The sequence below is a fragment of the Lentzea sp. NPDC055074 genome, from assembly GCF_053608005.1.
This window is the reverse complement of record NZ_JBSGUQ010000013.1, coordinates 194,124-216,898: the sequence shown is the minus strand read 5'-3', so window position 1 is coordinate 216,898 and position 22,775 is coordinate 194,124. Positions and strand designations below refer to the sequence as shown.

The window sequence follows — 22,775 nt, the reverse complement described above, 5'->3', positions numbered from 1 at the left end:
GTGTCCCGTCGCTTGGCGTACGTCGTCGTCAGCGTGGTCTTCGCCAACTACCTCGGCAACGCCTTCTCCTACGTGCTGCAGGCCGGCGCGACCCCCGTGCGCATCGCGACCTCGCTCGCCTGCCTGCTCACGATCGGGTTCCTCCAGCTGAGGGTGTTCAGCCGGCCGGGGTCGAACCTGCACTCGGGCAAGGCGTACCTGGCGCTGGGCGTGATGGCCGGGCTGGTCTACGTCCCGTACCCGTTCTTCCCGAACGCCTGGCACGGCATGCCGGGGTTCCTGGCGGGCAGTGCCTTGCTCGTCCTGCCCGGCCGTGTGCGGTGGTTCGTGTTCTTCGCGGTCGCGCTCAGCAACAGCCTGATCAAGGCGCAGTTCGTCTCCGACCCCGCCCAGCTGGCCTACTACGCGGTGTCGGCCATGGTCGCCGGCATGGTCGTCTACGGCCTTTCGCGGCTCCCGTCGCTGGTCAAGCAGCTGGAGACCGCCCGTTCGGACCTCGCCGACCTCGCGGTGTCGCAGGAACGGCTGCGGTTCGCCCGCGACCTGCACGACCTGCTCGGCTTCAGCCTCTCGGCGATCACGCTGAAGGTCGAACTGGCCATCAGGATGCTCGGCACCCACACCGAACGCGCCACGCGTGAGCTCGTCGAGATCCTCGGCATCGCCCGCGAGGCCCTGACGGACGTTCGTGCGGTGGCGTCGAGCTACCGGGAGCTGTCACTGGCCGACGAGATCGAGTCGGCGCGGTCGGTGCTGATCGCCGCGGGGGTGCGCGCCACGATCGAGGCGAACCACCCCGAGCTCTCCCCCCGCTCCCGCACCGTGCTCGCGACCGTGCTGCGCGAGGGCGTGACGAACCTGCTGCGGCACAGCGAGGCGACCCGCTGCACGATCACGATCTCCGTCACGGACCGGCTGGCGTCGATCGACATCGTCAACGACGGCACGCCCGAGGAGATCTCCGGCGAACGCGGCAGCGGCCTGACCAACCTCGCCACCCGCACCACCGCCATCGGTGGCTCCCTGCTCGCCCAGACGACCTCGGACGGCGGGTACCGGCTGCACGCCGAGGTGCCGGTCGACCCGGAACCGGAGAAGCAGGCGAGAACGCCGCGCTTCGCGGGTCCGCTGATCGCGACGCGGTTCGCCCAGATCCTGCTCACGGCCGTGGTCATCGGGTACGCGGCCATGGCGATGACGCTCGTGACGTACTACCCCGTCGGTGTCCTCGGCATCGAGGTCGCGGCCGTCGGCATCGCCGGCACGGTCGCTCTCGTGCTGGGCGTGGTGACGCGCCCGCACCTGCGGCTGAGCCTGCCGCTGCGGCTCGGCGTGCTCGCCGGGCTGGCGGTGTGCGTCTACGTGCCGCCGCTGATGTTCGGCAACCCCTACCTCGCGGGCGTACCCGGCTTCCTCGCCGGGGCGTGCGCGTTGCTGCTGCCCCGCCGGGCGGGGTGGATGGCGTTCCTCGCGGTCGTCGGCCTGCAAGGGGTGATCTACAGCGTCCTCGGCGAGAGCACCGTGGCGGTCGCTTACGCCCTGATCGCGACGACGAACCACGGGCTCGTGCTCTACGCGCTGACCCGGCTGCGGTCCATGGTGAACCAGCTGCACGAGGCCCGCGAGGAGCTGGCGACGGCGGCGGTCACGCAGGAACGGCTGCGGTTCGCCCGCGACCTGCACGACCTGCTCGGCTACAGCCTCTCCGCGATCACGTTGAAGAGCGAGCTCACGCACCGGCTCGCGTCGATCGACCCGGACCGCGCCCGCCAGGAGCTGACGGAGGTCCTGGAGATCTCCCGCCAGGCGCTCGCGGACGTCCGCTCGGTGGCCCTGAGCTACCGCGAGCTCTCGTTCGACGAGGAGACCCAGTCTGCGCAGGCGCTGCTGTCCGCGGCCGACATCGAGGTCACCGTCAAGATCGACGCGTGCGACCAGCTGCCGACGGAGGTGAAGGTGACGCTCGCGACGGTGCTGCGCGAAGGCGTCACGAACCTCCTGCGCCACAGCAAGGCCGAGCACTGCGAGATCGTCCTCTCGAGCTCGCGGGACCTGGTCACGATGGACATCACCAACGACGGGATCCCGACGATCGAGCAGCGGTCGCGGGACGGCAGCGGGATCGGCAACCTGACGACCCGAGTCCGCGCGCTCGGCGGGGACCTGCACGCCGGGCTCACGTCCGAGCACACCTACCGGCTGCGCGCCGAGATTCCGCTGCCGTTCAACTGAGGCCCTCGCAGTACACCGGAACCCCCAGGTGGCGCGCCTATCATGCCGCCGTGGCGCGGCGGCAGGAACACTCATCGGTGTCCCGTCGGCTGGCGTACGCCGTCATCACCGTTGTCTTCGCGAACTATCTGGCCAACGCGTTCCTGTACGTCCTGGAGGCCGGCGCGACCCCGGCCCGGATCACGGGATCGCTCGCCTGCCTGCTCTCGATCGGGTACCTGCAGCTCGGGGTGTTCTCCCGGCCGGGCACGGACCTGCGTTCCGGCCGGGCGCACCTCGCGCTGGCGGCGATGACGCTGCTGGTGTTCGCGCCGGTGCCGTTCTTCCCCAACGCGTGGGGCGGCATGCCCGTCTTCCTCGCGGGCAGCTGTCTGCTGGTGCTGCCCGGCCGGGTGCGGTGGTGGGCGTTCGCCGCCGTGGCGCTGGCCAACCCCGCCTCCAAGCTCCCCTTCGGCATCCCCGCCGGCGTGCTGGCCTACTACGTGGCGTCCTCGGCGACCGCGGGCCTCGCCGTCTACGGCCTGTCCCGGTTGCCCTCGCTCGTGCTGCGCCTGGAGAACGCCCGTTCGGAGGTCGCCGACCTCGCCGTCTCGCGGGAACGCCTGCGGTTCGCCCGCGACCTGCAGGACCTGGTCGGCGTCAGCCTCACCACGATCATGCTGAAGGCCGGGCAGGCCCGCCGCGCGCTCGGCGAGCACACCGGCCGGGCTTCGGGCGGGATCGCACGGGTCATCGGGATGTCCCGCGAGGCGTTGGCGGACGTGCGGGCGGTGGCGTCGAGCTACCGCGAGCCGTCGCCCGCCGAGGCGAGCGGTTCCGCGCCGCGTGAGGGCGTCGCGACCCTGCCGACGCGGTTCGCTCAGGTGCTGCTCACCGCCGTGGTGGTCGGGTACGGCGTGATGGCGACGTTGCTGGCGGCCTACGACATGCGTGGTGTCGGCACGCTCGCGGTCGCCGCCGTGAGCAGCGCGGTGATCGGAGCGCTGGTGCTCGGGGTCGTCAGCCGCCCGCACGTCCGCCCGGCGCACGGTCTCGCGGCGCTCGCCGGGATCGCGCTCTGCGTGTACGTCCCGCAGTTCGCGTCCCAGAACCCGTTCCTGGGCGGTGTCCCCGGCTTCCTCGCGGGCTCCGCGCTGCTGGTGCTGCCGAGGTGGGCCGGCTGGTCCGCGTTCGCCGCGGTCGTCACGAGCCAAGCCGTCCTGCTGGCCGTGTGGGACTTCCCGCCCACCGACGTGGTGTGGGGCCTGATCGCGGCGACGAACCACGGGCTCGTGCTCTACGCGCTGACCCGGCTGCGGTCCATGGTGACCGAGCTGCAGGAGGCCCGGGAGGAGCTGGCGACGGCGGCGGTCACGCGCGAACGGCTGCGGTTCGCCCGCGATCTCCACGACCTGCTCGGTTACAGCCTCTCGGCCGTCACGTTGAAGAGCGAGCTCGCCCACCGGCTGGTCTCGATCGCCCCGGACCGCGCCCGCCAGGAGCTCACCGAGGTCCTGGAGATCTCCCGGCAGGCGCTAGCGGACGTCCGGTCGGTGGCGTTGAGCTACCGCGAGCTCTCGTTCGACGAGGAGACCCGGTCGGCGCAGGCGCTGCTGTCCGCGGCCGACGTCGAGGTGACGGTCCGGATGGACGTGGCGGAACTGCCGACCGAGGTGGAGGTGGCGCTCGCGACGGTGCTGCGCGAGGGAGTCACGAACCTCCTGCGGCACAGCAAGGCCGAGCACTGCGAGATCGTCCTCTCGAGCGCGCCGCACCTCGTCACGATGGACATCGTCAACGACGGGATCCCCGCCACCGAACGGAAGTCCCGTGACGGCAGCGGGATCGGCAACCTGACGACGAGGGTCCGCGCGCTCGGCGGGGACCTGCACGCAGGTCCCACGCCCGAGCACACCTACCGGTTGCGTGCCGAGATCCCGCTCACAGCATCTCGATGACCGCGCAGCCCCAGCTGTAGCCCGCGCCGACACCGAACATCACGATCCGCTGGCCCGAGGTCGCCTTGCCCGTCTGCACGAGGTGGTCGAAGCTCGCGAACTGGTCGCCGGCGCCGAGGTGCCCGACCGTGCGGCTCCACGACCACGTGGTGCGTTCCGGCTCGATGTCGTACGGGCGCAGGTAGTTCACGTCCAGCCGGCGGCGGCCGAAGTGCGGCAGGATGATCCAGTCCGCGTCGCCGATCTTCATGTCGGCGTCGGACAGCGCCTGCTCGACGGCGAGCGCCTGGCCCGCGTTGGCCTTGTTGATGCCGTAGGAGAGCCCGAACTCGCGGCTGAACGTGTGCTTGGCCTCCTCGAAGTCCACCGGGATGCGGTGTGAGAAGGGCGCGAGCCCGAACGGCACGTCGCCGCGGTGCAGCGGTTCGAGATCGCTGTCCGCGTTGATGGCCAACGAAAGCAGCTTCGCGTAACCGCCCCTTGTGGACAGAACCAGAGCCGACGCGCCGTCGCCGTAGGGCGTTCCGGGGTCGGTCCTCCAGCGGTCGATCCCCGGCAGGCAGAAGCGGTCCGAGGACGTGAGGAGGGCGTCCCTGCCGGGACGGGCGATCAGGTACGACACGGCGAGGTCCATCGCGGCCAGGCCGCCGTTGGACATCTGCCGGATCTCCAGCGCCAGACAGGAGTTCCGCACCGTCTCGCGCTGGATGTAGGACCCGACCGGCCACAGGTCCTGGCCCTGGTGGTAGGTGGTGGCGTGCAGGATCAGGTCGACGTCGTCGGGCTCGGATCCCGCCCGTGCCAACGCGACCCTGGCCGCCTCGACCGCCATCTCGGCCGCGGACTCGTGCGGGGACACGGACACGGACTCGACGTCCGTCCGCGCGACGAGCTTCGGCTCGCACTCCCCCGACGCGATCGCGTCCGCGACGTTCAGCGTCGAGGGCAGGCGCACACCGCTGCCGTTGACGAAAACATCCTTGACTCGCACCGCGGTCAGACCTCCTTCAGCGCGCGTGCCACGCGCACGACGCGTTCCGCCTGGACCTGGGCCGCCTGCAGCGCGATCTCGTCGACCGGCACGTTGTCCGCGCCCAGGACGTGAGAGGTGCCGTAGGGGTTCAGGTTCCCGCCCGGCGGCACGATGATCCCGCCGAAGTGGCAGACCATGTTGTAGATCGACACGAGGGTGGTCTCCATGCCTCCGTGCAGGCTGCCGCCAGAGGTGAACGCGCTGTACACCTTGTCCGCCAGCAGACCGCTGAACCAGGCCGGCCCCAGCGTGTCGATGAACTGCTTGAGCTGCGAGGACACGTTGCCGAACCGGGTCGGCGTGCCGAGCACGACGGCGTCGGCCCACAGCACGTCGTCGACCGAGGCGACCGGGACGTCCGCGGTCTCCTCCAGGTGCGCCGCCCAGGCGGGCCGCGACCGCCACACCGCCTCGGGCGCCAGCTCCGCAGCCCGCACCAGCCGCACCTCGGCGCCGTGCTTCTCGGCCGTCTCGGCGATCTCCGAGGCGAGCCGGTGAATCGTTCCCGTCGACGAGTAGTACACGACCGTCACGTTGACGCTGCGTTCCATGACGCATCCCTTCGCGAGGCAGCTCGGTTCACCCTCGCCGGGCCGCCTTGACGCGGCGTGGAGCGCGACATGAACGTTGGGAGATAGGGTGTCGCGCGGAGGGGCGCGATGATCAGGGTTCTGCTCGCGGAGGACATGCACATGGTGCGCGGTGCTCTCATCGCGCTGCTCAACCTCGAACCGGACATCGAGGTCGTGGCCGAGGTGAGCTCGGGCGACAAGATCGTGCCGGCCGCGCGCCAGCACGCGCCGGACGTCTGCGTGATCGACATCGACCTGCCGATCCTCGACGGGCTGAGTGCCGCGGCGACGATCCGCGAGACGATGCCGCAGGTCAGGACGTTGATGCTGACGTCGCTGGGCCGTCCGGGGACGTTGCGCAAGGCGTTGGCGGCCCGCGTGGACGGCTTCCTGCTCAAGGACGCGCCACCGACGGAGCTCGCCGACGCGATCCGCCGGGTCGCCGCCGGGGAACGCGTCGTCGACAGCCAGCTCGCCCTGGCCGCGTGGGACCGCGGCGAGTGCCCGCTGACCGACCGCGAGCTGGAGGTCCTCCGGCTGGCGGCGAACGGCTCCGACGCGCCTGACATCGCTGTCGCGCTGTCGCTTTCGGTCGGCACCGTGCGCAACTACATGACGACGATCATGACCAAGCTCAACGGGCGCAACCGGGTGGACGCCATCCGCATCGCCGAGGAAGCCGGCTGGCTGTAGTGGCGTGGTCCGAAACGTGGGCGGCGAATTCGTGCTCAGCAGGACACCTCGCGGCACCGCGCCCACACCCCCATACGACTCCGGTATGAGGATGTGGGCGCGGCACCACGATGCGCCCGTCTGAGCACGAATTCACACGGCCACGTTTCGGCCCACGCCACTGCGGATGGCATCCGTCAGGCTGCTCTCTGCTGGCTCGCCCGCAGGTCGAAGCCCGGCTGGGCCACGATCTCCGGCGTGAGCGAGTTGCCGCCCTCGAGGATCCGGCGCCCCATCAGGAAGTCGATGGGGCGGTTGTACGCCTCGATTCCAATCAACTTGTCATTCTTGAAGCAGAACACCGAGAACCTGCCCTCGGCCGGGTCGCCGACGGTGACCGTGCGGTCGTGGCCGTTGGTGAGACCGGCGGTCTGCAGCTTCACGTCGTACTGGTCGCTCCAGAACCACGGCAGGGCGGTGTAGGGCTCCGCGCTGCCCAGGATGGCCGCCGCGACCGTGGTGCCCTGGTCGGTGGCGTTCTGCACCGACTCCAGGCGGATCAGGCCGCCGGCGTGCGTGCTGGCGAACCGCGCGCAGTCGCCGACCGCGTAGATCCGCGGGTCGACCGTGCCGAGGTGCGCGTCGACGACGATGCCGTTGTCGACCGCGAGGCCGGCGCGCTGGGCGACCTCGGTGTTCGGGACGACGCCGATGCCCGCGACCACGAGGTCGGCGACGAGCACCGTGCCGTCCGCGAGCTCCACCAGGCCCTCCCGGACCGCGGCGACGCCCGTCCCGGTGAGGATCTGGACGCCCTCGCTGCGGTGGCGGCTCACGAGGTGCTGGGCCGTCTCGGCCGACACCGCCCGTTGCATCACCTGCGGCTGGGCCTCGACGACGGTCACCTCGTGGCGCAGCTTCCTGACCACGGCGGCGAACTCGAGGCCGATGAACCCGCCGCCGATGACGACGACGTCGAGCCCGATCTGCCCTTCGAGCCGCTGCCGGATCGCGTCCGCGTCGGCGACCGTGCGCAGGTTCAGCACGTGCTCGGCGCCGGGTATGGGCAACGGCCGCGGCCGCGCCCCCGTCGCGAACACCAGGTGGTCGTAGCTGATCGTCCGGGCACAACCCAGCACCACGACCCGCGCCTGGCGGTCGACCCCGATCACCCGCTCGTTGTGCACGAGCTTGATGCCGTGGTCGTCGTAGTACGAGTCCTGCCTCAGGACCAGCCCGGCGAGGTCGGTCTCCCCCGCCAGGTAGGCCTTGGTGAGCGGCGGCCGCTGGTACGGCGCCACAGGTTCGTCACCGATGAGCGTGATGGGGCCGCGGTGTCCCTGTTCGCGCAGGGACACCGCGACCTGGCAGCCCGCCTGCCCGGCCCCGACGACGACTACCGACTCGCCGCGCATGTCAGTAGTTGCCCAGCCCGCCGCAGACGTTGAGCGCCTGGGCGGTGATCGAGGACGCGGTGTCCGTGGTCAGGTACGTCACGAGACCGGCGACCTCTTCCGGCGTGCTGTACCGACCCAGCGGGATCTTGGCGTTGAACTTCTCGAGGACCTCTTCCTCGGTGACACCCCAGTGGTTCGCGTACCCCTGGCGCACCCGGCCGGCCATCGGCGTCTCGACGTAGCCGGGGCACACCGCGTTGACGGTGATGCCGGACTTCGCGAGCTCGATGCCGACGGCCTTGGTGAAGCCGACGACGCCGTGCTTCGAGGCCGAGTAGGGCGCGGCGAACACGACGCCCTGCTTGCCGCCGGTGGAGGCGATGTTGATGATCCGGCCCCAGGTCTGCTCGACCATCTTGCCGGTGCTCAGAACCTCTTTGGTGAAGCGGAAGACACCGTTGAGGTTGGTGTCGATGACGTCCAGCCAGAGGTCCTCGTCCAGCTCGGCGGTGATGCCGCCGCCACCGCGCCCGGCGTTGTTGACGAGGATCTCGACGGGCCCGAAGACGTCGACGGCCTTCTGCACCGCGGTGCGGATGTCCTCTGTGGACGTGACGTCCGTGGCCGCGCCGTCGGCCTCGATGCCCTCTTCCCTCAGCTGCTTCACCGTCGTCGTGACGTTCTCGGCGTTGCGGGCCACGACGAAGACCGCGTGCCCCTCCTTGCCGAGGCTGCGCGCGACCTCGAGACCGATACCGCTGGTAGCGCCCGTGACCAGGGCGACCCGTCGCTGGCTCATGCTTCTTCTCTCCCTCAGAGTTGCTTCTCAGGCATGTGCACGACGAGCCCGTCCTGCTCCTCGGTCACGGGGATCTGGCAGCTCAGCCGGCTGTTGTCCTTGCGCTCACAGGCCGTGAAGTAGAGGAGCTCGTCCTCGACCTGGTGCATCTGCGACAGCGGCTTGGTGTTCTCGGGATCGATGTACACGTGGCACGTACCGCACGAGGCGCCGCCGCCGCACTGGGCGACGATTCCCTTGATGCCGTTGAGAACCGCGCCGCGCATCACGGTGTCGTCCTGGGCAACGTCGACAACGGTCTCAACACCGTCGTGCGCTACGTAAGTGATCTTTGGCATGGCAGTTCTCCCACGGATCTGCGGCTCGCCGGACGTGGTTCACCTTGAACGCCGGCGCTTTGCACGTGGTGGAGACCACCTTGAGCGTTCACGACCTTGCCGGAACGGCAACTTCCCGTGCGTTCGGCTCCGGGTCGACCGAGGATCGAGCCATGCCCGGGAAACGCGACCAGCCGCCGCCGAAGAGCGGCGGCAGTGAGACCGAGGTCCTGCGCGGGTTCCTCGACTACCTGCGCACGGCGGTGATCGCGAAGGTGGAGGGTGTGCCCGAACCCCAGGTGCGGACGGCGATGGTCCCATCGGGAACGAACCTGCTGGGGTTGTTGCGCCACCTCACGTTCGTGGAGCGGGCGACGTTCCTCGGCAGCAAGCCGCGGAGCTGGCAGGCGACGTTCCACGTGCCCGACGGGGACAGCGTCGCGGACGTCGTGGCGGGTTACCGGGAGGCGGTGAAGCAGGCGAACGAGGTGCTCGACGGCAGTGCCGCCGAGGACGTCCGGTGGCGGCTCGCGCACATGATCGAGGAGACCGGCCGGCACGCCGGGCACGCAGACGTCATCCGCGAGCTGATCGACGGCTCCACGGGGCGTTGACCTCGAACACCCCGTCTGCGCACAAACCCGGCACCTGGCCCGTTGCTCCGCTGGCATTCGAGCAGGTGTTGCGACGCTGCGGTGTCGGCGTACACCCACACGCGGAGGTTCCACCGTGCCCCTCAAGGAGTTCTACGACCAGCAGGTGAACTGGTCACCGCCGTTCGAGGACGGCCTTGAACGCGCGACGGTCGTCGTGCCACGCGACTATTCCGACCCGGACGGTCCCAAGCTCACCATCGCGATCGCCCGTCTCAAGGCCACGGACAAGACGCGGCGCCGCGGCGTGCTGCTGGCCGTCAACGGCGGCCCCGGTGGCGACGGCGGCGACGGCCTCGGGCTGATCAAGCGCCTCGGCAGCAGGGTCAGGACGGCCTACGACCTCATCGGGTTCGACCCGCGCGGGTACGGCGAGTCCACCAAGCTCTACGCCGAGGTGACGATTCCCAAGGCACCCTTCGACTCCCGGCCGCCGGACTCGCTCTTCGAGCAGCTGGCCGAGGACATGCGCTTGCGCGAGCTGGGATGTGAGAAGGGCGGCGGCGACCTGCGCCCGCACATCACGACCCGCAACACCGCCCGTGACATGGACCTGATCCGCGTCGTGCTGGGCGAGGAGAAGATCTCGTTCGTCGGGTACGCGTACGGCGTGTACGTCGGCGCCGTCTACGGCACCATGTTCCCGGAGAACCTCGATCGCACGGTCTTCGACTCGTGCATCAATCCACAGTGGACCTGGCGCGAGCAGTTCGTCACCCAGGCGGAGGCGGTCTACCGCAACGTCGCGCTGTGGGCGGACTGGACCGCCGAGCGCGACGGGCACTTCCACCTCGGCAACACCCCGGCAGCCGTCATCGCCGAGATCGAGGCCGTCGTCGCGAAGCTCGAAGAAGGCGACCAGATCCAGCTCCGCACGCTGTTCGACGGCGCGGTGGGCACGCGGGCCACGGACCGCGGGCAGTGGGACTCGCTGGGCTACCTCGTAGGCGACCTGCGCACCACGTTGCAGGACGCCAACTTCGAGAAGGCGCGGGCGTTGATCGTCGGGCAGGCCACCTGGCGGCCGCAGGACTCGGAGGGCGACCTGCGGGTCGGTGTGCTGGAGGCCATCACGCTGGAGACCTACTGGCCTCAGGACCTGGAGGTCTACTACGCCGACGTCCGCAAGCACCGCGCCGAGCACCCGTACGGGTACGGCGTGCTGCGGGCCCAGCCGTGGGTCGGCGCGTTCCGGACGTTCGAAAGCCTGGAGCCGCCGACGAAGCTGGCGCAGCCCGGTTACCCCAAGGGCCTCGTCGTGCAGGCGGACGGCGACCCGATGGACCGCGTCGAGGGCGGCATCGAACTGGCCGCGCTGCTGGACCACCCGCTCGTCCTCATCGAGGACTCCGGCGACCACGAGGTGTACGGGTTGGCGGGCAACGAGGTGCTCGACTCCCTGGTCGACGACTACCTCGTCGACGGTGTGCTGCCGGCGAGCAAGCACACCAGGGTTCCCGGGCACGTGCAGCGCCCGAACATCCCGAAGGACTGACAGCACGACGAAAAGGGCCCCGCACCGAGGTGCGGGGCCCTTTCTCGTGAAGCTCAGTCCTCGGCGGGGATGTCCCACGTGACCGGCAGCTCCCACAGGCCGTAGATCACGGCGCCTTCCTTGCGCGGGATCTCCAGGAACGGCTTCGCCAGGCGCAGCGACGGGATGCGCTGGAACAGCGTCGACCACACGAGCTGCATCTCCAGGCGCGCCAGGTCGGCACCGATGCAGTGGTGCAGGCCGTGGCCGAACCCGAGGTGCTTGCGGGTGCCGCGCTCCAGGATCAGCTTCTCCGGCTCCGGGAAGATCTCCGGGTCGCGGTTGCCGTTGAGGCCGAGGCACAGGATGCCGTCGCCCGCCTTGATGGTCTTGCCGGCGATCTCGATGTCCTCCAGCGCGACGCGCGGGATGGCGGTGTCACCGATGGTCGCGAGGCGCACCAGCTCCTCGACGGCCGGCTCGATCATGCCCTCGGGGTCGTCGAGCAGCTTCTTGAGCTGGTCCGGGTGCTCCAGCAGCGCGGCGGTGCCCAGCGACAGCATCGACGCGGTGGTCTCGTGGCCGCCGTTCATCAGCAGGCGGATCATGTTGAACAGGTCGCGGCGCGTGTACTCCTCGCCGGACGCGGCGTACTCGGCCATCGCCCGCGACAGCAGGTCCTCGCCGGGCTCCTTCTCCTTCAACGTGATCAGCTTGTCGACGTAGGCGTTCACCTCGACGATCGCGGCCTGGCGCTGCTCGGGCGTCGAGTGACCGCCGAGCAGACACGTGCCGTGCTCGATGAAGAAATCGTGCTCGTCCTGCGGGATGCCGAGCAGCTCGCAGATGACCGTCATCGGCACGGCGAGCGAGAACTCGCGGTGGAAGTCGATCGGCGGCGTCATGGTCAGGATCTTGTCGATGTACTCGTCGACGATCTCCTGGATGCGCGGGCGCAGACGCTTCACCTGGCGGTTGGTGAACGTCACGGCCGCCTTGCGCCGGGTCTTGGTGTGCTCCGGGTTGTCGTAGCCGATGAACGACGTCTCGGTGCGGAACTCCGGCGGCGCGATGAAGTAGAACGGGAAGTTGTCGTGCTTGCGCGACGCGCTGATCCGCGGGTCCGTCAGGAGCTGCTTGATCGTGTGGTAGCCGCTGATCGTCCAGATCCGCAGACCGGACCCGGTCAGCGTCACCTCGACGACGTCCTCCTCGGCCATCTGCGTGTACTGCGCGGGCGGCGTGAACGGGCACGTGCGCTTGTACGGGAACGTGTCCACACCCGGCTCGGCGGTGCTGGTCATCTGGGTCTTCCTCCTAGTCGAAAGGGTGGCTCACGCCAGATCAGCGCCGCCATCGAGCGTGATGACTTGACCCGTGACCCACGAGCTCGCGGGCTCGGCGAAGCGGGTGATCCACGGAACGACGTCATCGACCTCGCCGGTGCGTCCCAGCGGCGTCTGCGAGGCCTGGAAACCGAAGTAGCCCTCGACCTCCTCGGCGCTCAGCCCGTTGGCCGCGTAGACCTCGGTGCGCACCGCGGCGGGCGCGACCGCGTTGACGCGGATGCCCTGCGGGGCCAGTTCGAGCGCCCAGCTGCGTACCAGGCTGTCCACGGCGGCCTTGCTGGCGCCGTACACGCCACCGCCCGGCACGGCGATGTGCCCGGCGTTGCTGGAGACGAACACGATGCTGCCGCCCGGCGAAGTCAGCTGCGGCAGCAGCTTGGCGGTCAGCACCAGCGGGCCGACCAGGTTGGTCTCCAGGACGTCGCGCGCGGTGGCGAGGTCGAACCCGGCGACCGGCGTGAAGCGGAAGATGCCGGCGTTGTGCACGAGCACGTCCACCTTGCCGCCGCCCAGTTTCACGGCATCGGCGACCTTCTGCGCGCCCTCGTCGGTCGTCACGTCGGCGACGACGGCGGTGATCGCGGGGTGCAGGGCGACGACCTCGGTGAGCCTGTTCTCCCGGCGGCCGGTGATGATCACGTTCGCGGCGCCGAGGTCGGCGAACGCCAGCGCCGCCGCGCGGCCGATGCCGGTTCCCCCACCCGTCACGACGACCTGCTGTCCGGCAAATGGTGCGTCCGACATGACGCCTCCAGCTTCTTTCCACTCGGCAGTGCAGTCACCGTCAACCCTGCTGGTTGAACCTTGAGTCCAGGTCTAGCTGGGGCGGAAACCCTGGAGAGCATGGGAATCCTTGCGGTGGGCAGGTGGCGCGCACGGGTCGGCCGACCCGGCGGCCACACGGAGAGCGAGTTCGAGTTCGCGCGCGACGGCACGGCGATGCTCGTCGTGGGCGGCACGGGATCCGGGACGTGGACCCAGACGGGGCCCGACACGTTCAGTTACCGGATCAACGAGGAACTGACCGAGGCACCGGGCACGATCGAGATCGCCCAGGACGCGGTGCTGCGCGGCGACGAGTTCGTCAGCAACGGCAACGCGGTGGTGCGCCTGGCGAACGGCACCACGGCACGTGAGGCGGCGATCAGCATCACCGCGCAACGTCTCGGGTGAGAACACACCTCGAAGGGGGCGCCAGATCAGGCGCCCCCTTCTGCAAAGCGCGCGTCAGGAGAACTTGACCGTCACGTTGCCGGTGTACTTGCCCGCCAACAGCGACAGCAACGCCTGCGGCGCGGTCTTGACCCCACCCTCGACGATCGTGTGCGGGAAGACGAACTTCCCCTCCTGCAGCCACTGTCCGAAGTGGACGACCCAGTCCTGGATCTGCTCCGGCAGGTGGTAGCAGGCGAACGGGCGGATCTCCAGGTGCTTGGTGATCGCCGTCATCAGGTCGATCCGCGGGTTCTCGGCGCCGTCGTTCTGGTTGGAGAGCGCACCGCACAACGCGAACCGGGCGTGCGGGCGAGCGGCCTGGACCGCCGCCTCGAACTGCTCACCACCGACGTTGTCGAAGAACACGCTGATGCCGTCCGGGGCGAGCTCGCGCAGCCGGTCGGCCACCGGGCCGTCCTTGTAGTTGAACGCGGCGTCGAACCCGAGCTCGTTCACCAGCCAGTCGACCTTCTCCTGGCTGCCGGCCGACCCGATCACCTTGGCACCGCGGGCCTTCGCGATCTGCCCGGCCAGCGACCCGACTCCACCGGCGGCTCCGGTGACGAACACGACGTCGCCCTCACCGGCCTGCGCGAGGGTCGCCATGCCGTAGTACGCCGTCGGTCCCTGCGACAGGAAGTAGACGGGCGACGGCACGTACTGGCCGTTCTGCTTGATGAACTGCTGCGCCGGACCGGACCAGTACTCCTGCCACGGCCCGAACGACTGCACCAGGTCCCCGACCGCGAGATCCGGGCTGTTCGACTTGACCACGGTGCCCACACCACCGGCACCGGCGGGCTCGCCGACCTTCCACGGCGGCACGCCGGGGATCTGGCAGTCGGACCTCATGAACTCCTTGAAGGCGGCGGCCACCGACACGTAGTCGACGCGCACCAACACCTCTCCGTCACCGATCTCGGGGACGGCCACCTCGACGACGTCGAAGTGCTCGAGGGTCAGGTCGTCCTCGACGTGCTTGGCGAGCCTGACCTCCCACTGCTTCTCGGGGATGCTCATGGCTCTCCTTGTTTTCTAGCCCCACGTGACGGGGAAGGTGACGAGTGAGTGGTTGATCTCGCCCTGGTGCCACTTCAGGTCCTCGTACGGCACGGCCAGCCGGAGGTCGGGGAAGCGGCGGGTCAGGCCTTCGATGGCGATCGCCATCTCCATGCGCCCCAGCTGTTTGCCGAGGCAGTAGTGCACGCCGTGCCCGAACGCGATGTGCGGGTTCGAGGCCCGGTCGATGTCGAGCTGCCGCGCGTTCTCGAAGACGTCCTCGTCGCGGTTCGCCGACGACAGCACGAAGAACACCGAGTCGCCCTTGGCGATCTTCTGCCCGCCGAGCTCCAGGTCCTCCGCAGCGATGCGGTGGAAGCCGGTGGTGTCGGTGGCGAAGAGGTTGACGTGCCGCAGGAGCTCCTCGACGGCCGCGGGGATCAGCGACGGGTCGGCGACCAGGCGCTTCCACGTGTCGGGGTGGTCGTGCAGCAACGCCAGCACGGAGTTGGAGATCTGGTTCGCGGCGGTGTCGAAGCCGGCGCCGATGAGGGTGAACGCGAACGTCACCAGCTCCTGCTCGCTCAGCTTGTCGTCGTTGTCCCGCGCGGAGATCAGGTCGGACAGCATGTCCTGGCCGGGATTCTCGCGCTTCTGCGCGATCAGGCCCATGACGTACCCGGCGAGCCGCCCGAACGCCCGCATCGGCGCCTCGGGGTCGTTCTCGTCGAACGTCGCGAACGCCCGCGCGTCCGTCTCGAAGATCTTCAGGTCCTCGGTCGGCACGCCGAGCAGGTCGCCGATGATGGTGAGCGGCAACGGTACGCAGAGCTTCTCGACGAGGTTGACCGGGCCGCCTTCGAGCTCGACGGCGTCCAGCAGCTCGTCGGCGACCTTCTGCACGCCGGCGCGCATGGCCTCGACCTTGCGGACGGTGAACGCGCCCATCACCAGCTTGCGCAGCCGGGAGTGCTCGGCGCCGTCCAGCGAGATGATCATCTCGGGGGTGGTGGTCATGGCGCCGCCGACCTGGGGAGCACCCTCGGCACACGTCAACGCGCGGCTCAGCCTGGAGTCGGCGAGCCCGGCGCGGACGTCCTCGTACTTGGTGATCACCCAGGTCGGCGTGCCGGAGTTGGTGGGCACCTTGGCCACCGGGCACTTGGCGCGAAGCTCGTCGTACTTGGGGTCCGGGCCGCGGTAGGAGGAACCGCTGAACGGGAACACCTCGTCCAGTTCAAGGGGCAGCACGGGACACCTCCGGAGTATTCGGCCTGGCCTCGCGCCGAACCTTGCTACCCGCACCTCGAAGGTGGCTCGAAACCTGGATGTCGACCGGGGTTCGAGGTTTCGTCCCTACCTTCGCGCTCATGGACACTGCACTCGTGCCGTTCCGGGTCGAGGTTCCCGACTCCGAACTGGCGGACCTCACGCGGCGGCTGGCAGCGACCAGGTGGCCGGACGCGGAGACCGTGGACGACTGGTCGCAGGGCATGCCCCTGGCCTATGCCAAGGAACTGGCCGAGTACTGGGCGAACGTGTACGACTGGCGCGCCACCGAAGCGCGGCTCAACGCCGTCCCCCAGTTCAAGACCGAGATCGACGGTGTCGGGATCCACTTCCTGCACGCCCGCTCGCCGCACGCGAACGCGAAGCCGTTGCTGCTCACCCACGGCTGGCCCGGTTCGGTCGCCGAGTTCCTCGACGTCATCGAGCCGCTGACCAACCCGCCGGACCCGGCCGACGCGTTCCACGTCGTCGCGCCTTCGTTGCCTGGCTACGGTTTCAGCGACAAGCCGACCGGAACCGGCTGGACGCTGGAGAAGATCGCGGCCTCGCTCGTCACGCTGATGGGCCGCGCCGGCTACGACAAGTTCTACGCGCACGGCAACGACTGGGGCTCGTTCATCACGGGCATCCTCGGTCACATCGCGCCGGAGCACGTCGAGGCGATCCACCTCGTCATGCCGTTCGCCTCCGCGCCCGAGGCCGAGGTCCAGCTGACGCAGGAGGACTACAAGGGTCTCGGCGCGCTCAAGGAGTTCGCCGCCAAGGAGTCCGCGTACGCGGCGGTGATGAACACCAAGCCGCAGTCGCTGGCCTACGGTCTCACCGACTCGCCGATCGGCCAGCTCGGCTGGGCCGGCGAGAAGTACTGGTCCTGGAGCGACCACGACGGTGACGCCGAGAAGATCATCTCCCGCGACCGGATCCTCGACATGGTCTCGGTGTGCTGGTTCACCGCCACGGCCGCGTCGTCGGGCCGGTTGTACTGGGAGAGCTACAACAAGTCGCCGCTGACGCAGGTCGGCGTGCCGACGGGCTTCTCGGTGTTCCCCGCCGACGCGCGGATGCCCAAGGCGTGGGCCGAGCACCGGTTCACCGACCTGCGCTACTGGAAGGAGATGCCGTCCGGCGGGCACTTCCCGGCGCTGGAGAACCCGGTCGTCCTCGTCGAGGAGCTGCGGACGTTCTTCCGGCTGGTGCGCGCATGACGGCGACGCTGAACAGGCCCGGCACGAAGCTCGGGCTTGTTCTGGCGGTCTGCTGCCTGGCGCAGTTCATGAACGTGCTGGACGCGTCGGTCATGAACGTCGCCCTCCCCTCGATCTTCGAGGAGCTCAGGTTCGAGCGGCACGACCTGCAGTGGGTCAACAGCGCGTACACGATCGCGGTCTGCGGCTTCCTGCTGCTGGGCGGCCGGCTCGCCGACCTCTTCGGGCAACGCCGGGTGTTCTTCTTCGGCGCGACGCTGTTCACCGTCGCGAGCGCCGTCGGTGGCATGGCGACCTCACCCGGCACCCTGATCGCGGCCCGCGGGTTCCAGGGTCTGGGCGCTGCCGTGATGGCACCGGCGTCGCTGACGGTGCTCGGCACCACGTTCACCGACCCGACCGCCCGCGCGAAGGCCTTCGGCTGGTGGAGCGCGGTGTCCGGTACCGGCGGGGCGGTCGGCGTGCTGCTCGGTGGCATCGTCACCGAGTCGCTCGGCTGGCGCTGGGTGCTGCTGATCAACGTGCCGCTGGGCATCGCGCTCGTGACCATGATCCGCAGGGCCGTGCCGGAGACCCCGAGTGGCGGCGGCCGCAAGAGCCTCGACGTGCCGGGCGCGATCACCGTGACGATCGGCCTGATGGCACTGGTCTACGGCATCGCGCAGTCGCACGAGCTGGGCTGGGGTTCCTGGCAGGTCGCGGGTTCACTCGCGCTGGCCGTGGTCCTGTTCGCGTTCTTCCTGCGCCAGCAGACGGTGTCCGACCACCCGCTGATGCCGCTCGGCATCTTCCGCAACCGCGCGGTGACGGCGACGAACATCGTGGCGTTCTTCGCGATCGCCGCCCTGTTCAGCACCTTCTACTTCCTCACCCTGGTGCTGCAGCAGGTGATGGGCTTCAGCGCGCTCGCGACCGGCGTCGGCTACCTGCCGTTGTCGATCGGCATCGCGCTCGGCGGGTTCGGCGTCGCGCGGATCGTGCCGAAGATCGGGCCGCGGCCGGTGCTGATCGCCGGCCTGCTCACCGCGACCGTCGGGCTGCTCTGGGTGTCCACAGCGGACGAGACGTCGACGTTCCTCGGCTCGATCCTGGTGCCGACCACGTTGCTGGGCCTCGGAATGGGAGCCGTGCTCAACGCGACCACGAACGCCGCGACGTCCGGTGTGCCGCGCGAGCAGGCGGGCCTCGCGTCCGGGCTGCTCAACACGATCCGCCAGATGGGCAGCGCGATCGGCCTGGTCGTGCTCGCGACGATGTCGTCGGCCCGGGCGGACTCGTTGCTGGCGCAGGGCGAGCCTCTGCAGCACTCGCTCGGCTCCGGGTACGGGCTCGCGTTGCTCGGTGCCGCCGCCTTCACCTTCTGCGGTGCGCTCGCGGCACTCGCCGTTCCCCGCAAGAAATAGCCTGCACAGCGAAACGGCCCCCTCGGAGCACCGAGGGGGCCGTTCCCGTTCTCAGAAACCCTTGCCGTGCAGGTCGACGGGCAGTGCGACGAGCCGGTGGTTCATGTCGGCCCGCTGCCACTCCAGGTCCTCCTCGGCGACGGCGAGCCGTGCGGCCGGGAAGCGCCGGGTCAGTTCCTCGAACGCGGTGGTCAGCTCGATGCGCGCGAGCGGAGCGCCGAGGCAGCGGTGGATGCCGTACCCGAACGCCAGGTGCGCGTTGTCGGTCCGCGCGAAGTCGAGCGCGTCGGGGTCGGTGAACAGCGTCTCGTCGCGGTTCGCCGAGTTCGTCGACACGAACACCGCGTCCCCCTGGGGAATTGTGACGCCGAACAGCGTCACGTCCTCGGTCGCGATCCGCGGCAGGCCCGTGGTGTCGTTGGTGGACAACGTGATCCAGCGCAGCAGCTCCTCGACCGCCGCCGGCACCTCGCCGGGCCGTTCGCCGAGCCGCACCCAGACGTCGCGATGGTGCCCCAGCAGCGTGAGCACCGAACTGGCCAGGTGGCAGGCCGTGGAGTCGCCGCCCGCCCCGAGCAACGTGTAGCCGAGGCCGATCAGCTCGCCGACCTCGAGCCTGTCGTCACCGATCCGCGCCTCGGTCAGCGCCGACAGCACGTCGTCACCGGGCGCGGCCGTCTTCGCGAACACCAGCCCGGCCATGAACTCGCCGAGCTGCTCCCCCGCCGCGGCCGCGAGCTCCGGCGCGTCGACGGCGGCGAACTCGCGGATCAGCCGTGCGAACGTGTCGCGGTCGCCGGCGGGCACACCCAACAGGTCGCTGATCGCGATGATCGCGAGGGGGAACGTGAACTTCCCGAGCAGATCGACGGGCCCCTCCAGGGCGTCCTCGTCCGCTCGGTCCAGCAACTCTGTCACGAGCTGCTGGATTCTCGGTCGCATGGACTCGATCCGGTCGGCCGAGAACGCCTGCGACACCAGGTCTCGCAGCCGGGTGTGCGCGGGCGGGTCCAGCGAGATGATCATCCCGGGCGGTGCCTGGAACAGTCCGGGGAAGGTCGGCGCGGCCGGGTCGTAGGACGCCGCGCGGGAGAACCGCACGTCGTCGAGCACGACGCGGACCGAGTCCTGGGTGGTGGCGATCCAGCAGTGGCCGCCGCCGTTCGCGGGCAGGCGCACGACAGGGCTCGACGCGCGGAACCCGGCGAACTCCGGCGCCGGACCGCGGTAGCTGGATCCGGGAACGGGAAAGGAAACCACCGTGCGCTCCTCGACGACTAGGGGGTTGTTTTCGCAGGTTAGGAGCCCTGACCTGAAGCACGATCTAGTGCCGTTCGAGTGACCGGGTGAACGCTGAGCGTGATCGGCCATCCAGGCGAACCACCCCAATCCGGGAGATCCACATGACCATCCTCGTCACGGGAGCGCGCGGCAACGTTGGCCGCCGTGTGCTCCAGCGGCTCTACGCGGCGGGTCACAGCCTCCGCGCGTCCGGCCGAAATCCCGCGGAGCTCGAGGTCCCAGAAGGTGTGGAGACCGTCGCTCTCGACCTCAACGCCCCGGAGACGTTCGTCGCGGCCCTCGCCGGTGTCTCCAAGGTCCTGCTCTACGCGGAGCCGGACGGCATCGTGAAGTTCCTCGACGAGGCCGAGAAGGCCGGCGTCGAGCAGGTCGTGCTGCTGTCGTCGAACACCGTCGGGCTGCCGGGTGCCGACCAGGACCCGCTGGCACACCACCACGTGCTCGTCGAGGAGGCCGTGATCGCCTCCGGCCTGAACTACACGATCCTGCGGCCCGGCGCTTTCATGAGCAACGCGTTCGGCTGGAGCTACTCGCTGCAGCAGGGCGACACGATCGACCAGGTCTTCCCCGAGGCCCAGGTGGCCCCGGTGCACGAGGACGACATCGCCGACGTGGCGGTCGTCGCGCTGACGGAGAAGAAGCTCGAGGACGAGATCGTCGACCTGACAGGTCCCGAGTCGCTGACGTTCCGCCAGGAACTGGAGATCGTCGGGGACGTGCTCGGCCGCAAGCTCGTGATCAACGGGCTGACGCGGGAGGAGGGCGAGGCGCAGATGAGCAACTTCGTGCCCCCGCCCGTGCTCACCTCGCTGCTCAACCAGTGGGAGGCCGCTGTCGGCGTCGTCGCGGACACCAGCGCCACCGCCGAGCGGATCACCGGAAAGCCGGCCCGCACCTTCCGCCAGTGGGTGGAAGAGCACGCCTCGTTCCTCGTTTGATTCTGGGGCCTGACTCGTGCCTCCGGTGCCGGGACGAGGGCGGCGGACCCGTCCCGGCACCGGTCGCGCGTCACACTCGGGACATCGTGAACGTGATGTTCGAGGTGCCCAGGTTCGTGCCGTCCGCGAGGAAGAACGTGGACGGGCCGACGCTGGTGAAGCTGTTCGCTCCACTTTGGACGGCGTCCTGGTCGAAGTCGACGTACGCGAAGTAGGCGCCGTTCTCGTCGTAGACCTTCTCGCCGCGGAACTTGAAGTGGAACTTGTTCACGCCGGTGACCCACCAGGTGCCCTGCGTGGTGGTGTTCTGCTCGTTGGTGACGAACACCTTGCCGTTGGCCTTGAACTGCAGCTGCGTCGGGTGGTCGCCGTCCGTGCGGGTCACGTACCCCGTCCAGTTGCCGACGGGTGTGCACGTCGCGTTCGCCGCGGTCGCCATGCCGGACAAGGCCAGCAGGACCACGGCCGTGATCGCTCCTATGCGCGCGTAGAAGGCCGAACGTTTCGGAGTGAACGTCTGCATCTGTGTGGCTCCTGATCCAGGTGGCGTGCGACGGACGCGCGCAACCGTGGACGACTCCTCTCGACGCAAACTTCAGAACGGCTCGAACACGCCGGTTTCCGGTGCGGCCCAAGCTCATCTCGACCCGGGTAACGCAAAGTTTTCGTTACTCATGAGCTGACAGGGAGGACGCCGTGGCCGAACGCGAGACAGAGCTCTGCGAGCTGTTCGGGGAGGTGCTCGGGGTACCGGGGATCGAACCGGAGGACCACTTCTTCGACCTGGGAGGCCATTCGCTGCTGGCGTCGAAGCTGGTCAAGCAGGTCCACGAGCGGTACGGCGTCCGAGTCCCGTTGCGCAGCTTCTACGAGGACCCGACGGCGCGTGCCGTCGCCAAGCAGCTGGACCAGGCAGCCTAGGAGTTCGAGATGCGATGGAATGACCTGTACATCGCCGGTGTGGGCACATATCTGCCCGAGCAGGTCGAGACGGTGGACGACGCCATCGCGGCCGGCCGGTACACAGAAGAGAAGAAGGCCATGAACGGCTATCGGGAGCTGCGGGTCGCCGCTCCCGGCGAGACCGGTCCCGTCATGGCCGCCAAGGCCGGCCTGGAAGCGGTGGAGCGCTCCGGGCTGAGCCCGCTGGACTTCGGCCTGACCGTGCACGCCTCCCTGTCGCACCAGGGCCTCGACCTGTGGACGCCGGCGAGCTACGTGCAGGCCAACACCGTCGGCGGCACCGGGCCCGCGTTCGAGGTCAAGCAGGGCTGCAACGGCCTCATGGCCGCGGTGGACCTGGCCGCGTCGTACCTCTCCTCGCACCGGGACCTGCCGGCGGCGCTGGTGACCGCGGGCGACGCGTTCCACCTGCCCTACTTCGACCGGTGGGCCTCGGAGGAGCAGAACGTGAACGGGGACGGCGCGGGGGCGCTCGTCCTGTCGAACCGGTCCGGCTTCGCCCGGATCCGTTCGATCCACTCGCACGCCGACTCCACGCTCGAGCAGATGTCGCGCGGCTTCCAGCCGTGGACCACGGGGCCGTTCGCGGACGGCCAGACCCTGCAGCTCAACAGCGGCGTCGAGGACTTCCTGCAGAACGCCGACGTCGACCTCGACGACATGATCGCGCGCATCGGCGGCGGGGTACGGCACTCGCTCAAGATGGCGCTGTACGAGGCGGAGATCGAGCTCGCCGACGCGCGCTTCTTCCTGCACCAGCAGCTCGCGGAGACCATCGTCACGCACGGCATCTGCGGACTGCTGGGCGTCGACCGGGCCTCCACCACGTACGACTGGGCCAAGCAGTACAGCATGGTCGGCACCGCGGACATCGCTCTGGGGCTCGACCACGTGCTGGCCGAGCGCGACCCGAAGCCCGGCGACCTGATCGTCCTGCAGTCCTCCGGCGCGGGCTACGTCTGGACCGCGGCCGTGATCGAGATCCTCGAAGTGCCCTCCTGGGTCTGACGAACTCGCGAAAGGGC

General features: G+C 69.4%; 22 protein-coding genes. 11 read left to right on the top strand and 11 right to left on the bottom strand.

Annotation, left to right across the window (positions count from 1 at the left end):
- Both ACWF7A_RS27850 and ACWF7A_RS27845 read left to right on the top strand, forming a co-directional pair.
- Positions 1 to 2,232, top strand: coding sequence for a sensor histidine kinase (locus ACWF7A_RS27850; protein ID WP_452253434.1), 2,232 nt, complete (start codon positions 1 to 3; stop codon positions 2,230 to 2,232).
- 77 nt (positions 2,233 to 2,309) lie between these two features.
- Positions 2,310 to 4,169, top strand: coding sequence for a histidine kinase (locus ACWF7A_RS27845; protein ID WP_452253433.1), 1,860 nt, complete (start codon positions 2,310 to 2,312; stop codon positions 4,167 to 4,169).
- On the opposite strand, the gene ACWF7A_RS27840 is transcribed toward ACWF7A_RS27845, so the two are convergent.
- Together ACWF7A_RS27840 and ACWF7A_RS27835 are read right to left on the bottom strand one after the other, a co-directional pair.
- Positions 4,153 to 5,160, bottom strand: coding sequence for a ketoacyl-ACP synthase III family protein (locus ACWF7A_RS27840; protein ID WP_452253432.1), 1,008 nt, complete (start codon positions 5,158 to 5,160; stop codon positions 4,153 to 4,155). The two genes, ACWF7A_RS27845 and ACWF7A_RS27840, sit on opposite strands and share 17 nt — an antisense overlap.
- Positions 5,161 to 5,165: 5 nt before the next feature.
- The gene (locus ACWF7A_RS27835; RefSeq protein WP_452253431.1) at positions 5,166 to 5,753 is read right to left on the bottom strand and encodes a flavodoxin family protein; all 588 of its coding nucleotides are present in this window, start codon (positions 5,751 to 5,753) and stop codon (positions 5,166 to 5,168) included.
- Between the two features lie 108 nt (positions 5,754 to 5,861).
- Here ACWF7A_RS27835 and ACWF7A_RS27830 point away from each other — a divergent pair, with 108 nt between their 5' ends.
- A complete protein-coding gene (locus ACWF7A_RS27830) occupies positions 5,862 to 6,467 on the top strand; it encodes a response regulator transcription factor (RefSeq protein WP_452253430.1) in 606 nt (201 codons plus the stop codon).
- Positions 6,468 to 6,643: 176 nt separating this feature from the next.
- Here the strand turns inward: ACWF7A_RS27830 and ACWF7A_RS27825 are convergent, their stop codons facing one another.
- Genes ACWF7A_RS27825 through ACWF7A_RS27815 form a run of 3 tightly spaced genes read right to left on the bottom strand, consistent with a single transcriptional unit; the run spans position 6,644 to position 8,980 of the window.
- Positions 6,644 to 7,861: an NAD(P)/FAD-dependent oxidoreductase gene (locus tag ACWF7A_RS27825; protein ID WP_452253429.1), complete on the bottom strand. Its 1,218-nt coding sequence runs from the start codon at positions 7,859 to 7,861 to the stop codon at positions 6,644 to 6,646.
- 1 nt (position 7,862) lies between these two features.
- Positions 7,863 to 8,642 carry an SDR family NAD(P)-dependent oxidoreductase gene (locus tag ACWF7A_RS27820; protein ID WP_452253428.1) on the bottom strand — a complete coding sequence of 260 codons (780 nt, stop codon included), beginning with the start codon at positions 8,640 to 8,642 and terminating at the stop codon, positions 7,863 to 7,865.
- Positions 8,643 to 8,656: 14 nt separating this feature from the next.
- The gene (locus ACWF7A_RS27815; RefSeq protein WP_189159224.1) at positions 8,657 to 8,980 is read right to left on the bottom strand and encodes a 2Fe-2S iron-sulfur cluster-binding protein; all 324 of its coding nucleotides are present in this window, start codon (positions 8,978 to 8,980) and stop codon (positions 8,657 to 8,659) included.
- Positions 8,981 to 9,132: 152 nt separating this feature from the next.
- Between ACWF7A_RS27815 and ACWF7A_RS27810 the strand changes: the two genes are divergently transcribed.
- Together ACWF7A_RS27810 and ACWF7A_RS27805 are read left to right on the top strand one after the other, a co-directional pair.
- The gene (locus tag ACWF7A_RS27810; RefSeq protein WP_452253427.1) at positions 9,133 to 9,573 is read left to right on the top strand and encodes a DinB family protein; all 441 of its coding nucleotides are present in this window, start codon (positions 9,133 to 9,135) and stop codon (positions 9,571 to 9,573) included.
- A 115-nt stretch (positions 9,574 to 9,688) separates the two neighbouring features.
- Positions 9,689 to 11,107, top strand: a complete 1,419-nt coding sequence (locus ACWF7A_RS27805) for an alpha/beta fold hydrolase (RefSeq protein ID WP_452253426.1) — start codon at positions 9,689 to 9,691, stop codon at positions 11,105 to 11,107.
- Positions 11,108 to 11,160: 53 nt separating this feature from the next.
- On the opposite strand, the gene ACWF7A_RS27800 is transcribed toward ACWF7A_RS27805, so the two are convergent.
- Both ACWF7A_RS27800 and ACWF7A_RS27795 read right to left on the bottom strand, forming a co-directional pair.
- Positions 11,161 to 12,390: a cytochrome P450 gene (locus ACWF7A_RS27800; protein ID WP_452253425.1), complete on the bottom strand. Its 1,230-nt coding sequence runs from the start codon at positions 12,388 to 12,390 to the stop codon at positions 11,161 to 11,163.
- Positions 12,391 to 12,420: 30 nt separating this feature from the next.
- Positions 12,421 to 13,179, bottom strand: a complete 759-nt coding sequence (locus tag ACWF7A_RS27795; RefSeq protein WP_452253424.1) for an SDR family NAD(P)-dependent oxidoreductase — start codon at positions 13,177 to 13,179, stop codon at positions 12,421 to 12,423.
- A 99-nt stretch (positions 13,180 to 13,278) separates the two neighbouring features.
- Here ACWF7A_RS27795 and ACWF7A_RS27790 point away from each other — a divergent pair, with 99 nt between their 5' ends.
- Positions 13,279 to 13,608 carry a hypothetical protein gene (locus ACWF7A_RS27790; RefSeq protein WP_452253423.1) on the top strand — a complete coding sequence of 110 codons (330 nt, stop codon included), beginning with the start codon at positions 13,279 to 13,281 and terminating at the stop codon, positions 13,606 to 13,608.
- A 54-nt stretch (positions 13,609 to 13,662) separates the two neighbouring features.
- Here the strand turns inward: ACWF7A_RS27790 and ACWF7A_RS27785 are convergent, their stop codons facing one another.
- Positions 13,663 to 14,670, bottom strand: a complete 1,008-nt coding sequence (locus tag ACWF7A_RS27785; protein WP_452253422.1) for a zinc-binding dehydrogenase — start codon at positions 14,668 to 14,670, stop codon at positions 13,663 to 13,665.
- 15 nt (positions 14,671 to 14,685) lie between these two features.
- Positions 14,686 to 15,900 carry a cytochrome P450 gene (locus tag ACWF7A_RS27780; protein ID WP_452253421.1) on the bottom strand — a complete coding sequence of 405 codons (1,215 nt, stop codon included), beginning with the start codon at positions 15,898 to 15,900 and terminating at the stop codon, positions 14,686 to 14,688.
- A gap of 119 nt (positions 15,901 to 16,019) precedes the next feature.
- Between ACWF7A_RS27780 and ACWF7A_RS27775 the strand changes: the two genes are divergently transcribed.
- Both ACWF7A_RS27775 and ACWF7A_RS27770 read left to right on the top strand, forming a co-directional pair.
- Positions 16,020 to 17,144, top strand: coding sequence for an epoxide hydrolase family protein (locus ACWF7A_RS27775; RefSeq protein WP_452253420.1), 1,125 nt, complete (start codon positions 16,020 to 16,022; stop codon positions 17,142 to 17,144).
- The gene (locus tag ACWF7A_RS27770) at positions 17,141 to 18,547 is read left to right on the top strand and encodes an MFS transporter (protein WP_452253419.1); all 1,407 of its coding nucleotides are present in this window, start codon (positions 17,141 to 17,143) and stop codon (positions 18,545 to 18,547) included. The genes ACWF7A_RS27775 and ACWF7A_RS27770 overlap by 4 nt, the downstream gene beginning before the upstream one ends.
- Before the next feature lie 51 nt (positions 18,548 to 18,598).
- Here the strand turns inward: ACWF7A_RS27770 and ACWF7A_RS27765 are convergent, their stop codons facing one another.
- On the bottom strand, positions 18,599 to 19,807 hold the full coding sequence (locus ACWF7A_RS27765; protein ID WP_452253418.1) for a cytochrome P450: 1,209 nt from the start codon (positions 19,805 to 19,807) through the stop codon (positions 18,599 to 18,601).
- A 143-nt stretch (positions 19,808 to 19,950) separates the two neighbouring features.
- Here ACWF7A_RS27765 and ACWF7A_RS27760 point away from each other — a divergent pair, with 143 nt between their 5' ends.
- The gene (locus ACWF7A_RS27760; RefSeq protein ID WP_452253417.1) at positions 19,951 to 20,787 is read left to right on the top strand and encodes an NAD(P)H-binding protein; all 837 of its coding nucleotides are present in this window, start codon (positions 19,951 to 19,953) and stop codon (positions 20,785 to 20,787) included.
- A gap of 70 nt (positions 20,788 to 20,857) precedes the next feature.
- Here the strand turns inward: ACWF7A_RS27760 and ACWF7A_RS27755 are convergent, their stop codons facing one another.
- On the bottom strand, positions 20,858 to 21,310 hold the full coding sequence (locus tag ACWF7A_RS27755; RefSeq protein ID WP_452253416.1) for a hypothetical protein: 453 nt from the start codon (positions 21,308 to 21,310) through the stop codon (positions 20,858 to 20,860).
- Between the two features lie 173 nt (positions 21,311 to 21,483).
- Here ACWF7A_RS27755 and ACWF7A_RS27750 point away from each other — a divergent pair, with 173 nt between their 5' ends.
- Positions 21,484 to 21,708, top strand: a complete 225-nt coding sequence (locus ACWF7A_RS27750; protein ID WP_093600101.1) for an acyl carrier protein — start codon at positions 21,484 to 21,486, stop codon at positions 21,706 to 21,708.
- Between the two features lie 9 nt (positions 21,709 to 21,717).
- The gene (locus tag ACWF7A_RS27745) at positions 21,718 to 22,758 is read left to right on the top strand and encodes a ketoacyl-ACP synthase III family protein (RefSeq protein WP_452253415.1); all 1,041 of its coding nucleotides are present in this window, start codon (positions 21,718 to 21,720) and stop codon (positions 22,756 to 22,758) included.
- Positions 22,759 to 22,775: the final 17 nt, after the last annotated feature.